10 protein-coding genes, 1 pseudogene and 1 riboswitch are annotated in these 14,304 nt (G+C 62.1%); of the genes and pseudogenes, 5 read left to right on the plus strand and 6 right to left on the minus strand.

Annotated features, from left to right (window positions below; all coding sequences use genetic code 11):
• Positions 1–104 precede the first annotated feature (104 nt).
• The 4 genes from J3P88_RS25440 to J3P88_RS25455 all read right to left on the minus strand — a co-directional run bounded on the left by J3P88_RS25440 (position 105) and on the right by J3P88_RS25455 (position 6,256).
• The gene (locus J3P88_RS25440) at positions 105–1,469 is read right to left on the minus strand and encodes a DUF1329 domain-containing protein (RefSeq protein WP_434572291.1); all 1,365 of its coding nucleotides are present in this window, start codon (positions 1,467–1,469) and stop codon (positions 105–107) included.
• A gap of 25 nt (positions 1,470–1,494) precedes the next feature.
• Complete coding sequence (locus J3P88_RS25445) at positions 1,495–3,357, minus strand: DUF1302 domain-containing protein (protein ID WP_434572293.1); 1,863 nt, start codon at positions 3,355–3,357, stop codon at positions 1,495–1,497.
• Positions 3,358–3,688: 331 nt separating this feature from the next.
• Complete coding sequence (locus J3P88_RS25450) at positions 3,689–5,371, minus strand: fatty acid--CoA ligase (protein WP_434572295.1); 1,683 nt, start codon at positions 5,369–5,371, stop codon at positions 3,689–3,691.
• Positions 5,372–5,626: 255 nt separating this feature from the next.
• Complete coding sequence (locus tag J3P88_RS25455) at positions 5,627–6,256, minus strand: LysE family translocator (protein ID WP_207963216.1); 630 nt, start codon at positions 6,254–6,256, stop codon at positions 5,627–5,629.
• A 219-nt stretch (positions 6,257–6,475) separates the two neighbouring features.
• Between J3P88_RS25455 and J3P88_RS25460 the strand changes: the two genes are divergently transcribed.
• From J3P88_RS25460 to J3P88_RS25470, 3 genes are all read left to right on the plus strand, one after another.
• Positions 6,476–7,441: a 2-hydroxyacid dehydrogenase gene (locus J3P88_RS25460; protein WP_434572298.1), complete on the plus strand. Its 966-nt coding sequence runs from the start codon at positions 6,476–6,478 to the stop codon at positions 7,439–7,441.
• Positions 7,442–7,475: 34 nt separating this feature from the next.
• On the plus strand, positions 7,476–8,474 hold the full coding sequence (locus tag J3P88_RS25465; RefSeq protein WP_186730422.1) for a class I SAM-dependent methyltransferase: 999 nt from the start codon (positions 7,476–7,478) through the stop codon (positions 8,472–8,474).
• A 49-nt stretch (positions 8,475–8,523) separates the two neighbouring features.
• Positions 8,524–8,646: riboswitch (yybP-ykoY riboswitch) on the plus strand.
• An 89-nt stretch (positions 8,647–8,735) separates the two neighbouring features.
• Positions 8,736–9,320 carry a TMEM165/GDT1 family protein gene (locus J3P88_RS25470; protein ID WP_186708873.1) on the plus strand — a complete coding sequence of 195 codons (585 nt, stop codon included), beginning with the start codon at positions 8,736–8,738 and terminating at the stop codon, positions 9,318–9,320.
• Positions 9,321–9,462: 142 nt separating this feature from the next.
• Here the strand turns inward: J3P88_RS25470 and J3P88_RS25475 are convergent, their stop codons facing one another.
• Positions 9,463–10,278, minus strand: a complete 816-nt coding sequence (locus J3P88_RS25475) for a M48 family metallopeptidase (protein WP_250964719.1) — start codon at positions 10,276–10,278, stop codon at positions 9,463–9,465.
• A 1,394-nt stretch (positions 10,279–11,672) separates the two neighbouring features.
• On the opposite strand from J3P88_RS25475, the pseudogene J3P88_RS25480 reads away from it, so the two are divergent.
• Together J3P88_RS25480 and J3P88_RS25485 are read left to right on the plus strand one after the other, a co-directional pair.
• A pseudogene (locus J3P88_RS25480) lies at positions 11,673–11,729 on the plus strand (hypothetical protein); the annotation flags it as partial.
• A 201-nt stretch (positions 11,730–11,930) separates the two neighbouring features.
• Positions 11,931–12,635, plus strand: coding sequence for a methyl-accepting chemotaxis protein (locus J3P88_RS25485; RefSeq protein ID WP_411828789.1), 705 nt, complete (start codon positions 11,931–11,933; stop codon positions 12,633–12,635).
• Positions 12,636–13,251: 616 nt separating this feature from the next.
• On the opposite strand, the gene hisC is transcribed toward J3P88_RS25485, so the two are convergent.
• Complete coding sequence (hisC, locus tag J3P88_RS25490) at positions 13,252–14,304, minus strand: histidinol-phosphate transaminase (RefSeq protein ID WP_434572301.1); 1,053 nt, start codon at positions 14,302–14,304, stop codon at positions 13,252–13,254.

Below are 14,304 nucleotides of genomic sequence, written 5' to 3' on the forward strand. Positions count from 1 at the left end.
GCGGGAGCAAGCTCCCTCGCCACGGGGGTTTTGTGTGGGTCAAAAAAAAACGCCCCGAACCAGTCGGGGCGTTGTTTCGAGGATGCGGCCTCGGGTGGAGCGGTTTAGCGGATACCTTCCTGGCGCAATGCGTTCGGAGTGAAGTCGGCGGTGGTGGCGGTGAAGCCGAAGTCGTAGGCCGATTTCTCTTCGTTCTTCATGCCCAGCGCCAGGTAGCGGCCGGACTGCAGGTCGTAGAGGGTTTCCAGGGCGTACCACGGCACTTGCTTGTCGTAGTAGTTCTCGGCATGGGCCTCGGCCACGCGCCACAGTTGCCCACGACCGTCGTAGTGGTCGATCACCGCGGCTTGCCAGGTGTCTTCGTCGATGTAGAAGTCACGCTTGGCGTAGATGTGACGCTGGCCTTCCTTCAGGGTCGCGGTCACATGCCAGACACGACGCAGCTCGTAGCGAGTCAGGTCCTGGTTGATGTGGCCGGCCTTGATGATGTCGGCGTACTTGAGTTGCGGCGAATCGATCTTGTAGCTGTTGGCGGCGATGTACAGCTCTTTCTTGCCTTCCAGCTTCCAGTCGTAGCGATCCGGCGCGCCGTTGTACATGTCCAGATTGTCGGAGGTACGCAGGCCGTCGGCGGCGGTACCCGGGCCGTCATAGGACACTTGCGGGGCACGGCGCACACGGCGCTGGCCAGCGTTGTAGACCCATGCCGAACGCGGTTCCTTCACTTGGTCGAGGGTTTCGTGCACCAGCAGCACGCCACCGGCCAGGCGCGCCGGCGCGGTCACTTGTTGCTTGAAGTAGAACAGGATGTTGCCTGGGTTGGCCGGATCGAAATCCTTCATCTTGTCGCGGAACACGAACTGGTCGCGGAAATACACCAGGCTGTAGGAGCCGTTGGGCTGCGGGGTGGCCTGGGTGACCAGGCGCGTCACGCTGCCGCCGCGATAGCGGGTGATGTGGTTCCAGATCACTTCCACGCCGCTCTGGGGGATCGGGAACGGCACGGCCGTCTCGAAGTTCTCCAGGCCGTTGCCGCCGGACACCAGCTTGGTGTTGACCGCATTCTTCTTGATGGAGGCGAACACCTCGTCCGGCACGGTGGCGCCGCGATGGGTCGGGTAGACCGGCATCTTGAAGGTTTCCGGGTAGCGCTTGAACATCGCGTACTGGCCCGGGGCGAGTTTGGCCTTGTACTGCTCGACGTTCTGCGCGGTGATGGTGAACAGCGGTTTCTCAGTCGGGAACGGGTCGGCAAGGAAACCCTTGCTGTCCACGGCACCGGCATTCTTGGCCATGGCTTTCCAGGCCGGGATCGAGCCATCGGCATTGCCGGCCATCTCGGCGCCCATCGGCGTCAGGCTCTTGCCCAGTTTATCGGCCTCGGCCGCGGGTACCGCCGCCATGACGCTGGCGGCCAGCAGGGATAGCCCCAGAACACCAGCCTGCATCAGATTCTTTGTTATTTTCATAGTGTGTCGTCCTGAAATACGGTGCTTAGAAGGTCACGCCGACGCTGAGCGCCAGGAAGTCGCGATCGTCCACGGTGCTGAAGTCGCCACCAAAGAAGTTGGTGTAGGCCAGGCTGGCGTTGTAAGTGTTCTGGTACTCGGCATCCAGCCCGAGGCTGACGGCCTTGCGGCCTTCTTCAAAGTTGGCGCCAGGGCCTGGCGAGTAGCCCTTGACGTCATGGGACCAGGCCACGTTGGGCTTGAGGTTCACGCCGGCGAAGACGTCCGGGTATTCCCAGATGGCGCGCGCACGGTAGCCCCAGGACGTGGAGGTGGTGAAGCCGTCGTTGTTGCAGTTGCTGTTCACGTCGTTGATGGTCTGGCCGCCACCTGCGGCGGTAGAGCCGTTGAGCCTGTCACAGGCTCCGCTGGGCAGTTGCCCCGGACCAAAGACAGGGTCACGACCGTAGCGAACGTCCGACTTGCTTTCCAAGCCTCCAACATGAGTAACGCCGACTTCACCTACCAGTGTGAGGCGACTGGCGCCCATGACCTGATCCAAGAAGTGAGTGAAGGTGGTCTGGAACTGAGTGATTTCCTTGCGACGATAACCATGCAGATCCTGGCCTGGCACACCCGGGAGCAGCGAAGCATTGCCCAACGTAGGACCACCGAGCGGGCGAACGCCGGCGAACAGGATATCGGTGGTGCTCAATTGCACCGGCGCGTTCGGCCGATAGCTGATCTCACCGCTCCACGCCGTACCGGTTGGCAGGGTGGTGGAGAAACTCAAGCCGTAGAGACGGATATCTTCCGGATATTCGACGAAATATTGGGAATTACCCGCGACGATCAATGGCGCCAGCGGCGAGCCACTGACCGCGTCGTAGACTGACTGAGGCGCACCGGTGGCACTGAAGATCGGCGCACGACTGTGGTAGTTCATGAAGTAGGCACCGAACTCGGTGTCCAGCGGTTCGAACATGTACTTCAACGACGCGCCCCACTGGCCACTGTCGCGGGCATCGCGATCCGGGCCACGGCGTACCAGCACGCCTTCTTCGTTGATATCGACACCCTGGCCTTCCAATATCGGAAGAAGGACGCCCGGCAGCGGAATGCTTGAACGCTTGTTCAGCACCCGCAGGTTATTGGTGCACCCATCGGCAATCACATCCGGCTGGGAGAAGAACGTGCCGCAGTTATCCACCACGGTCTGGTCCCACTCCAACTGGTAGAACGCCTCGGCCGACAGGTTGTCGGTCAGGCTCTGGGAGACGTAGAACATGTTCACCGGGATCAGGCCTTCCTTGACCTCGGCACCAGGACGACGGAACGCGGACACGTCGACCGGGTTGATGGAGTTGATGCCGCCCTGGATGAAGGTACTTTCACCCCAGCTGACCACCTGCTTGCCCAGGCGGACCGAGCCCGGCTGATCGGCAATGGCGTAGTTGTGGTAGATGAATGCGTCGAGGATCTGCCCGCCGGAAGACTGGGCGCCTTCCTTGCGGTTGCTGTCGCTGATGTCCTTGTACAGGCGGTGTTCGTCCTTGAGTTCGAAGTCGTACCAGTACTTGCCGCGCACGAATACGCCGGTATCGCCGTACTTCAGTTCCAGGTCATGGATGCCCTTGAAGATCTTCGAGAAGGTTTCCCCGCGCTTGAAATTCAGGTGGCCGTCATCGGAGGTCTGCGACAAACCCTTGCCGCCATTGTTGACGCCGATCAGGTCCTTGTTGGCGTTGGCCGTGGACCAGCTCGCGCCGACGGACAGGGACGAGTCGAACTGGCCTTCGATTTCACCGATGTTGAAACTGACGCCGAATGCAGGCCCGGCGAGCGAAGAGGCGAGACTGACCGCCAGAGGCAATTTTGCCCGGCGCCAGAACGTGGTTGCTGAGGTCATCGACGCTACTCCATGTGCATTATTGTTATGGCAATGGACATTTCAAGAACACCTCGGCGGCAGGGAGCGGCAGCGTCCCGACATCCGTCGAAGTCGCATCGCCCTTTCGTGCGTGCGCCCCGTTCTTGAGAATCCGTGAGCGGACTATAGCCAGCAGGTAGTACGGCTTGATCCCTCTAAAGTGTGATTTGCAGCCCTCAACCACTCTGGAACAGTCCTTTCGCCAGGCCGACAGATGCCGGCACGGCAAGGATGGCTGAAATTTTCGGTTTGACAAGGCAAGCGCTTGCTTGGTGGGCCTGCCGTGCCCTTTCGGGCACGGCAAAAAGGCCTAAAGCGTGGACAGGAAGGTGCTGTTGTTGCGCTGCCATTCGGTGATGTCGACGCGGATGCGCTTCTTGTCGAGCTTGCCGACGCTGGTCTTGGGAATTTCCGTAACAAGGGCGATCTGGCTCGGGATCGCCCACTTGCTCAGGTGCCCCAGCTCGACGAACGGCTTGAGGTGTTCCTTGAGCTCGCGAGCCCCGATCTCATGCCCTTCGCGAATCACCAGCAAGGCAAACGGCCGCTCGCCCCACTGCGGATCGGGAATGCCTACCACTGCTACTTCGCGTACCGCCGCGTGACGGCTGATGAGGTCTTCCAGGTCCAGGGAGGAGATCCATTCGCCACCGGTCTTGATCACGTCCTTGATGCGGTCGCGGATGTCGATGAAGCCCATGTTGTCGAGCGTGGCGACGTCACCGGTGTGCAGCCAGCCGCCGGTCCAGAGCTCGGCGCCCTTCTGCGGCTCGTTGAAATAGCCTTCGGTGAGCCACGGCGCACGCAGCACCAGTTCGCCCTGGGTCTCGCCGTCGGCCGGCAGGAAATTCCCCTCGGTGTCGACGATCGCCGCTTCCACCAGTGGCCCTGGCACACCGGCCTTGATCCGGTAGGTGGTGCGTTCGTCTTCGCTGCCGGCCATCAGTTCCGCGTTGAGGTGGGCGCAGGACACCAGCGGGCCGGTTTCCGACATGCCGTAGGCGGCGGTGAGCTGGATGCCCCGGGCCTTGGCCGCTTCGTACAGGCTGCGGTTCAGGGCGCTGCCGCCGATGACGATTTTCCAGCCGCCGAAGTCGGTGTCCTGGGCGCCCTTGGCATTGAGGACCATTTGCAGGATGGTCGGTACGCAATGGGAAAAGGTGACCTTTTCCTTGCGCCACAACTGGACCAGGAATTCCGGATCGTAGCGGCCCGGGTAGACCTGCTTGAGCCCGAGCATGGTCGCCACGTAGGGCAGGCCCCAGGCGTGGACATGGAACATCGGCGTGATGGGCATGTACACGTCGTTGGTGCCCAGCAGCCGCACGCTGTCGATGGAGCCCATGATGGTCGCCACGCCCATGGTGTGCAGCACCAGTTGCCGATGGGTGAAGTACACGCCCTTGGGGTTGCCCGTGGTGCCGGTGGTATAGAACGTGGTGGCGACGGAGTTTTCGTCGAAATCCTGGAAATCGTAGGTGGGGGCGGCGGCGGCCAGCAATTGTTCGTACTCGCCCACCAGGTTCGGCAGGTCGGCGGTTTTTTCCGGCAGGTCGGTCAGCAGCAGGGTCTTGTCCACCGTGGTCAGGTGCCCGGCTATCGCCTGGTACAAGCCGACGAACTCGCTGTTGACCAGCACGAAGCGGTCCTCGGCGTGGTTCATGGTGTAGACGATCTGCTCTGGTGAAAGGCGCACGTTGATGGTGTGGATCACCGCGCCGATCATCGGGATCGCGAACATGCATTCCAGGTAGCGATGGCTGTCCCAGTCCATCACCGCCACGGTATCGCCGGCCTTGACCCCCGCCTCGGTCAACACGTTGGCCAGGCGCGCGACCCGCTCGATCAGCGTCGGATAGCTGTAGCGCAACTGGTCACGGTAGATGATCTCGCGGGTTTTCTCGTAACGCGTGCCGGACATCAGCAGCCGCTTGATCAGCAGCGGGTATTGATAGGCGCCTTCGGCGGGAGGAATAACGCGAGTCTGCAACATAAGAGTCCCTTTTCTGACTGCACGGTCTTGGCTGGAAGTAAGCACTCTAGAGCGCTTATACACGGATCAAATCAGCCAAAGGAATGATTTGATCAGCGCGCAAATACTAGCCTTGAGCCATACCTGGGACCGTAGGAGCTGCCGAGTGCAACGAGGCTGCGATCTTTCCCCTGCCAATTGAATCCAGAGCGAAAGATCAAAAGATCAAAAGATCGCAGCCTTCGGCAGCTCCTACGCAAAGCGAGAGTGCATGGATCAGTGCGACTCGGTAAACGCCAGTTTCACGCCAATGGCGACGAGCACCGCGCCCATGGTCCGGTCGAACCAGTGGCCCATGCGCGCGAAACCGGCGCGTACCCGTTGCTGGCTGAACAGCAGCGCCACCAGGCAGAACCAGACGGCCGTCGCCACCGCCAGGTACACGCCATAACCGGCCTGGATCGCCAACGGTGTATGCGGGTTGATCACCACGGTGAACAGCGACAGGAAAAACAGCGTCGCCTTGGGGTTCAGGCCATTGGTGACAAAACCGGAAATGAACGCGCCGCGGGCGGTACGCTCACCGATCTCCTGGTGCAGGTTTTCCTCGGCCGGCTTGGCCGGTTGCGCCCGCAGTGCCTTGAAGCCGATGTACAGCAAGTACGCGGCGGCGGCCCACTTCAGCGCGTTGAACAGTACGATCGATTGCGACACGATCAGGCCGATGCCCAGCAACGAATAGCCCACATGCAGGAAAATCGCCGTGCCGACGCCCAGCGCCGTCCAGGTCCCGGCGCGCCGGCCATGGGTCACGCTTTCGCGCACCACCACGGCAAAGTCCGGCCCGGGGCTGGCGACGGCCAGCAGGTGGATCAGGGCGACGGTGAGGAATTCGGCGAGGTACATGGGGGGCTCCTTACGACATTCTTTTGTTGGATGACATCCCGTGGCGAGGGAGCTTGCTCCCGCTCGACTGCGCAGCAGTCGCTTGCCTTGTATCGGGGCCTGCTGCGCAGGCCAACGGGAGCAAGCTCCCTCGCCACAGGTATACGCCGCCACGGCAGCATTCCATCTGATAGGCTCGCCACATTACGCCTTCGGTTCTAGACATAAAAGGTACAGCTGATGACGAACACCGCCCGCGCCGTTTTCCTCGACCATCCTTCCCTGGACCTCGGCGACCTGGACCTGGGCCCGCTGCGCAGCTGCTTCAGCGAACTGCAACTGTTCGCCCGGACCGCGCCAGACCAGGTGACCGAGCGGCTCAAGGGCGCCACCGTGGCAATCACCAACAAAATCGTGATCGATGCCCAGGCGATGGCGGCCAGCCCGGACTTGAAGCTGATTCTGATCAGTGCCACCGGCACCAACAATGTCGACCTGGCGGCGGCCCGCAGCCACGGCATCACCGTGTGCAATTGCCAAGGCTACGGCACGCCATCGGTGGCCCAGCACACGATCATGTTGTTGCTGAACCTGGCGACGCGCCTGGCCGACTATCAAAAAGCGGTGGGTGAAGGCCGCTGGCAGCAAGCTTCGCAGTTCTGCCTGCTGGACTATCCGATTGTCGAACTGGAAGGCAAGACCCTGGGCCTGCTCGGCCATGGCGAGTTGGGCAGCGCCGTCGGGCGGCTGGCCGAAGCCTTTGGCATGCGTGTGCTGCTGGGGCAGATCCCCGGGCGCCCGGCCCGCCCCGACCGCTTGCCGCTGGAGCAATTGCTGCCGCACGTCGATGCCCTGACCCTGCACTGCCCACTCAATGAGCACACCCGCCACTTCATCGGCGCCCGCGAACTGGCATTGCTCAAGCCGGGTGCGTTCGTGGTCAACACCGCCCGTGGCGGCCTGATCGACGAACAGGCGCTGGCCGAGGCCCTGCGCCGCGGTCACTTGGGTGGCGCGGCCACCGACGTGCTGAGCGTGGAGCCGCCGGTCCAAGGCAATCCGCTGCTGGCCGGCGATATTCCACGCTTGATCGTCACCCCCCACAACGCCTGGGGCAGCCGCGAGGCGCGGCAACGGATCGTCGGCCAAATGAGCGAAAACGCCCAAGGCTTTTTCAGCGGTACAGCGCGGCGTGTCGTCAGTTGATAAACTGCCGCACTTTTTTTTCAAGGAGCAGACCATGGATCCGCGCAGTGAAGTACTGCTTCGTCAGGCCGAGTTATTCCAGGGTTCGGTGTTGTTGGCCGGCCTGCCCGCCGACGACCTGCTCGGCCGTTTGCCCGAGGCCCATGGCTGGTGCTGGCATGCCGGCGATCAGGCAGCGCTGGATGCTCGTTTCCCCGAGCGCAGCCACTTTGGCGTGAACGTCCCCGAGCATGGGTTCGACACCGCCGTGGTATTCCTGCCCAAGGCCAAGGACCTGACCGATTACATCCTCAATGCCGTGGCGGCGCGCCTGGCTGGTCGTGAGGTGTACCTGGTGGGGGAAAAACGCAGCGGCATCGAAGGGGCGTCCAAGCAGCTCAACCCGTTCGGCAAGCCGCGCAAGCTCGATAGCGCACGGCATTGCCAGCTGTGGCAGGTCACGGTCGCGAATGCGCCCGAGGCCAAGCCGCTGGAAAGCCTGGCCCAGACCTACGAACTGCCCCTGGCCGAAGGCCCACTGACAGTCATCAGCCTGCCCGGGGTGTTCAGCCATGGCCGCCTGGATCGCGGCAGTGCGCTGCTGTTGGAACACCTGGATAAACTGCCCAGCGGGCATCTGCTGGACTTCGGCTGCGGTGCCGGGGTGCTGGGGGCGGCGGTCAAGCGACGCTACCCGCACAATACCGTCACCCTGCTGGACGTGGACGCTTTTGCCGCCGCCAGCAGTCGCCTGACCCTGGCCGCCAATGGCCTGGAAGCCGACGTGCTGACCGGTGATGGCATTGACGCCGCTCCGATGGGTTTGAGTGCGATCTTGAGCAACCCACCGTTCCATGTGGGCGTGCACACCGATTACCACGCCACAGAGAACCTGCTGCGAAAAGCGGCCAAACATCTGAAAAACGGCGGCGAACTTCGGCTGGTTGCCAATAGTTTCCTCAAGTATCAACCATTGATCGAAGAGCATCTGGGCGTGTGCGCAATCAAGGCCGAAGGCCAGGGCTTTCGCATCTACCGGGCCAAGCGTGGCTGACATGTTTTAGGAAACAGCACTTGCCCAATCGGATTTGCCTAGGCAGAATCCGCTCCGTCCTAGGGGAGTAGTCTCCCGCGAGCGCCATGCTCGCCCGGCATACGTCAACATACTTGGTCAGCAGACCATGGCGTATGCGGCCCAAGCGTCCACGCAGATGGTCGCTGGGTTTGACAAGACCTATGACACGCACACCTTACCCGGGGCGGGAAGGCTGTACGTGTCATAGCCGTGTCGACCCGCCCCTTTAGGAATTCCCTGATGCTGGACTCACTCCTGGTACCCACGGCGATCGTTGCGCTGGCCGAAATCGGCGACAAGACGCAATTGCTCGCGCTCATCCTGGCGGCACGCTTTCGCAAACCCTGGCCGATCATCGCTGGCATCGTTGCCGCGACCCTGGCCAACCATGCGGCGGCCGGCGCGGTCGGCGCCTGGGTCAGCGGTTTTTTCTCCGACGCGGTCCTGCACTGGATACTGGCGGCCAGCTTCGCGGCCACGGCATTGTGGACCTTGGTGCCGGACAAACTGGACGATGAAGAAGCCAACACGGCCCGCAAGTTCGGACCGTTCCTGACCACGCTGATTGCGTTCTTCCTGGCGGAAATCGGTGACAAGACCCAGATCGCCACGGTGATGCTCGCCGCGCAATACCCGGAGCTGTGGTTGGTGATCATCGGCACCACCGTGGGCATGCTGATTGCCAACGTGCCGGTGGTCCTGGCGGGCAATTTCGCCGCCGAGAAGCTGCCCCTGACCCTGATCCGTCGCCTGGCCGCCTCGGCGTTCTTCGTCCTGGCGATCGTGGCGGTGTACAAGGCGATGCAGAGCAGTGGGTGGGTTTGAGACTGTTGTGGCGAGGGAGCTTGCTCCCGCTCGGTTGCGCAGCGACCGCAAGCTTTTGGGGCCGCTTCGCCCGAGGCGTCGGACCGGCCCAGCGGGAGCAAGCTCCCTCGCCACAAAAAACAGTTTCACCACATGACGGTGGTTACTTCTTGGCCTGCTGATACAGCGGCATCACCTTCGGAATCGCCGCCTGCAACGAAGCGATACGGCTGCTCGACGACGGGTGGGTGCTCATGAATTCCGGTGGCGCGCCTTCCGACGCCTTGGCCATCTTGTTCCACAAGGTGATCGCGGCGTTCGGGTTATAGCCGGCGCGGGCGGCCAGTTCGAGGCCGATCAGGTCGGCTTCGTTCTCGTTGCCACGGCTGTTGGGCAAGGTCATGCCGTAGTTGGCGACGGTGTCGGCCAACGCCAGGCTGTCCTGGCCGAGGCCGAACAAGGCACCGGCGCCCTGCTTGGCCATTTCGATGCCGTAGGCCTTGGACATCGCCTCGCGCCCGTGCTCGCGCAGGGCGTGGGCGATTTCATGGCCGATGATCGCGGCGATTTCATCGTCGGTGAGCTTCAGCTTATTGATCAAGCCGGTGTAGAAAATGATTTTCCCACCAGGGCCGCAGCTGGCGTTGAGCTCGTCGCTCTTGATCAGGTTCACTTCCCAGTTCCATTGCGCCGAATCCGGACGGAACACCGGCGCCTGGGCGATCAGTCGACTGGAGATGGCCTGGACGCGCTTGGCATCGCTGCTGGTCTTGTCCAAGACGCCCTGGGCACTCGCCTCGCCCATCGTCTTTTGATAGGACTGGGCATACATCTGGTTGACCTGGTCGGTCGACAGCATGCTGAACATGTACTGCTTGCGCTCCACACCCACGGCTCCGCCGCTGGTGGTATTGACCGACTGGCAACCGGCGAGCAGCAGCGCCGCGCTCAGAGCACTCACCATCAATGTCTTGTTCATGTAAAAGAAGCTCCCTGGAAACGTGGGCGTATCCTAGGCCTTGATTTGTGTCGGCGCCAGATACACAGCGAGGGGATTACGGTTTTTTTGGACAGAACCACCGCGCCCATTTGCGACACCCACCTAGCCAAAACAGTCACCCGACGAACAGCGCCTCATGCCGCGCCACGGAAACGCCGATAAAGATCCCAGACGTCATTTCCGCGTCCGGAGTCTTTATGAAATTCAGATCGATCCAGTTTTCCGTGGCCGCCCTGGCCGGTGCCATCGTGCTCAGCGTGGTCGGCGCCCTTGTGCTGTACGCGCTGTTTGCCGGTGCCCGCACCCAGGAGATGGTGCAACAGCGAACCAAGGCGCAGTTCGAACAACTCATCGAACAACGCCTCAGTGCCTTGGCGCGCACCCAGGCCAGCCTGATCCAGCGGGAACTGGAAGCCCCGCTGTTGCTCGCCCGCGGCCTGGCCACCCCGAATGCCTTGATGGGCATGAACGGCGCGGACGGCAACCCGCAACTGAAGGTGCCCCGCGAGCAGATGATCAGCCTGTTGCGCGAAACCGTCGTACGCAACCCGAAAATCCTCGGCGCCTACATCGCCTGGGAGCCGAATGCCATCGACCACGACGACGCCAATTACGTGGACAGCCCGGTACTGGGCATGGAAACCAACGGGCGTTTCCTGCCTTGGTGGTTTCGCAACCAGGACGGCTCCCTGGGCCTGGAAAAGCTCGCCGATGTGACCGATCAAAAACTGCTCTCCACCGGCATTCGCGCCAGTGAGTACTACCTGTGCTCCCAGGACAGCAAGAAAGCCTGCGTGATCGACCCGGCGCCCTACCGCGTCGGCAGTACGATGACCATGCTCGCCTCGTTCATCGAACCGATCATGATCGAGGGCAAGTTCCAGGGCATCGTCGGTGCCGACCTGTCGGTGAATTTCATCCAGGACATGCTCGTGGCCGCCGATGGCAAGCTGTACGACGGCGCCGGGGAAATGGCCTTGCTCTCAAGCAACAACCGGCTGGTGGCCTTCACCAAGGACCCGAGCAAACTCGGGGAAAAGGCCAGCGACCTGCTGGACGCCAACGAACTGGATAACCTGACCAAACTGGGCGTCGGCGAAGTGCGCTACGACATCGACGAAGCCCATGGGCATATCGAGGTGTACATGCCGTTCGGCATCGGCGAGACCAACGCCCGCTGGACGCTGATGCTGCAACTGCCGCTGAGCGCGGTCATGGCCGACCTACAAGCCTTGCAGCAAGACCTCGACCATCGGCGCCAGACCGACATCTTCGGCATGGCGATGGTGGGCCTGGTGATTGCCGGGATCGGTCTGCTGGTGATCTGGCTGGTGGGCCACGGCATCGCCCGGCCACTCAAGCAAATGGTGGCGATGCTCGATGACATCGCCCAGGGCGAAGGCGACCTGACCCGTCGCCTGGTGAGCGACCGCGCCGACGAACTGGGCGCGATCGCCAGGGGCTTCAACACCTTCCTGAGCAAGTTGCAGGGCATGATCACCCAGGTGGTGACCTCGGTGCAGAGTGTCAGCGATTCATCGGAGCACACCGCTGACATCGCGATCCGTACCAACCAAGGTGTGCATAAGCAGATGTCGGAGATCGATCAGGTCGCCACGGCCGTGCACGAAATGACCGCCACCGCCCAGGACGTGGCCCGCAACGCGACCCAGGCCGCCCAGGCCGCCAGTCATGCGGACCAGGCTGCCAGCCAGGGCATGCAGATCGTCCGGGACACTTCCACCTCCATTGGCGCCCTGGCCGTGGAAATCGGCAAGGCGGTGGGTGTGGTGCAGACCCTGGCCAAGGACAGCGAGAACATCAATGCGATCCTCACTGCCATCCGCGGGATCGCCGAGCAAACCAACCTGTTGGCCCTCAACGCAGCCATCGAAGCCGCCCGGGCCGGTGAACAGGGCCGTGGTTTTGCGGTGGTCGCCGATGAAGTGCGCAACCTGGCGCAGAAGACCCAGCAGGCGACCGAAGAAATCCAGGCAATGATCCAGCAACTGCAACAAGGCACCCGAGATGTGGTTCGGGTGATGGAAGACAGCCAGCATCGCACCGATGAAAGCGTGCAGCATGCGGCGAAAGCGGCCCAGGCCTTGGAAACGATTACCCAGGCGGTGTCGGTGATCAACGACATGAACACCCAGATCGCCAGCGCTGCCGAGGAACAGAGCGCCGTGGCCGACGACATCAACCGCAACGTGATCAACATCGGGCAAGTGGCGAACGAAGTGGCCAGCGGTGCCGACGAATCCAGCGCGGCCAGCGCCGGCCTGACCAAACTGGCAGAGCAGCAGCGGCGGCTGATCAACCAGTTCAGGGTCTGATCCTAAGGCCCCATCGCGAGCAGGCTCGCTCCCACAGGGGGATTTGCGGAGGAATGCAGATCTTGTGTACACCACAAAACAACTGTGGGAGCGGGCTTGCTCGCGAATGCGTCAGTTCAGCCTACATTGAAGTGCCTGACACTACGCCTTCGCGAGCAAGCCCGCTCCCACAGGGGGGATTTGCGGAGGAATGCAGATCTTGTGTACACCACAAAACAACTGTGGGAGCGGGCTTGCTCGCGAATGCGTCAGTTCAGCCTACATTGAAGTGCCTGACACTACGCCTTCGCGAGCAAGCCCGCTCCCACAGGGGGGATTTGCGGCGGTACGCAGATCTTGTACACCACAAAACAACTGTGGGAGCGGGCTTGCTCGCGAAGGCGTCAGTTCAGCCTACATTGAAGTGCCTGACACTACGCCTTCGCGAGCAAGCCCGCTCCCACAGGAGGGATTTGCGGGGGAGTGCAGATTTTGTGTACACCGCAAAACAACTGTGGGAGCGAGCCTGCTCGCGATGGCGTCGGGTCAGCCTACATTGAAGTGACTGACACTACGCCATCGCGAGCAAGCTTTGCTCCCACAGACTCCACAGATTCCACAGGCTCAGTGCAGGGTTTCAGAGTTCGCCGAGGGCTTCGATCAGGGCCTGGTTCTGCTCCGGCGTGCCGATGCTGATCCGCAGGAATTGGGCAATCCGCTCCTGCTTGAAGTGCCGCACGATCACGCCCTGCTCCCGCAGTTTCGCCGCCAGCCCTGCCGCGTCGTGCCGGGGGTGGCGGGCGAAGATGAAGTTGGCCGCCGAGGGCAATACTTCGAAGCCCTTCGCTTCCAATTGATCCACCACCCACTCACGGTGTTCGATGACCAATCGGCAGGTCCGGTCGAAATGCTCGCGATCATCGAACGCCGCTGCGCCGCCGACATTCGCCAGGCGATCCAACGGGTAGGAGTTGAAGCTGTTCTTGATCCGCTCCAGCGCCTCGATCAGGTCCGGATGACCCACCGCCAGGCCCACGCGCAGCCCCGCCAGCGAGCGGGACTTGGACAGGGTCTGGGTCACCAGCAGGTTCGGATAACGATCCACCAGGCTGATGGCCGTCTCGCCGCCGAAGTCGATATAAGCCTCGTCGACCACGACCACCGAATCCGGGCTGGCCTTGAGGATTCGCTCGACCGCCTCCAGCGCCAGCAGGCAGCCGGTCGGCGCGTTCGGGTTGGGGAAAATGATCCCGCCGTTGGGTTTGGCGTAGTCGGCCGGGTCGATCTGGAATTGCTCATCCAGCGGCACCGCCTCGAACTGAATACCGTACAGGCCGCAATACACCGGATAGAAGCTGTAGCTGATGTCCGGGAACAACAGCGTCTGGTCGTGTTGCAACAAACCGTGAAAAATGTGCGCCAGCACTTCATCCGAACCGTTACCCAGGAACACCTGGTTGCCCTGCACGCCGTAATAGCGGGCCACGGCGCCTTTCAGCAGGTCGCTGTTGGGATCCGGATACAGGCGCAGATTGTCGTTCAGCTCGGCCTGCATCGCCGCGAGGGCCTTGGGCGATGGGCCGTAGGGGTTCTCGTTGGTGTTGAGCTTGACCAATCGGGTCAGTTTCGGCTGTTCACCCGGCACGTAGGGCACCAGGTTCTTGACGAACGGGCTCCAGAATTTACTCAT

Source organism: Pseudomonas sp. Z3-6, assembly GCF_051131985.1.
Classification (GTDB): Bacteria; Pseudomonadota; Gammaproteobacteria; order Pseudomonadales; family Pseudomonadaceae; genus Aquipseudomonas; species Aquipseudomonas zanjanensis.

What these genes read in the sequence shown, in the direction of transcription:
- J3P88_RS25445 (WP_434572293.1), bottom strand. Translation starts at nt 3,357, where the DNA reads ATGACCTCAGCAACCACGTTCTGGCGCCGGGCAAAATTGCCTCTGGCG.
- J3P88_RS25450 (WP_434572295.1), bottom strand. Translation starts at nt 5,371, where the DNA reads ATGTTGCAGACTCGCGTTATTCCTCCCGCCGAAGGCGCCTATCAATAC.
- J3P88_RS25470 (WP_186708873.1), top strand. Translation starts at nt 8,736, where the DNA reads ATGCTGGACTCACTCCTGGTACCCACGGCGATCGTTGCGCTGGCCGAA.
- hisC (WP_434572301.1), bottom strand. Translation starts at nt 14,304, where the DNA reads ATGAGTAAATTCTGGAGCCCGTTCGTCAAGAACCTGGTGCCCTACGTG.
- J3P88_RS25475 (WP_250964719.1), bottom strand. Translation starts at nt 10,278, where the DNA reads ATGAACAAGACATTGATGGTGAGTGCTCTGAGCGCGGCGCTGCTGCTC.
- J3P88_RS25455 (WP_207963216.1), bottom strand. Translation starts at nt 6,256, where the DNA reads ATGTACCTCGCCGAATTCCTCACCGTCGCCCTGATCCACCTGCTGGCC.
- J3P88_RS25485 (WP_411828789.1), top strand. Translation starts at nt 11,931, where the DNA reads ATGACCGCCACCGCCCAGGACGTGGCCCGCAACGCGACCCAGGCCGCC.
- J3P88_RS25440 (WP_434572291.1), bottom strand. Translation starts at nt 1,469, where the DNA reads ATGAAAATAACAAAGAATCTGATGCAGGCTGGTGTTCTGGGGCTATCC.
- J3P88_RS25465 (WP_186730422.1), top strand. Translation starts at nt 7,476, where the DNA reads ATGGATCCGCGCAGTGAAGTACTGCTTCGTCAGGCCGAGTTATTCCAG.
- J3P88_RS25460 (WP_434572298.1), top strand. Translation starts at nt 6,476, where the DNA reads ATGACGAACACCGCCCGCGCCGTTTTCCTCGACCATCCTTCCCTGGAC.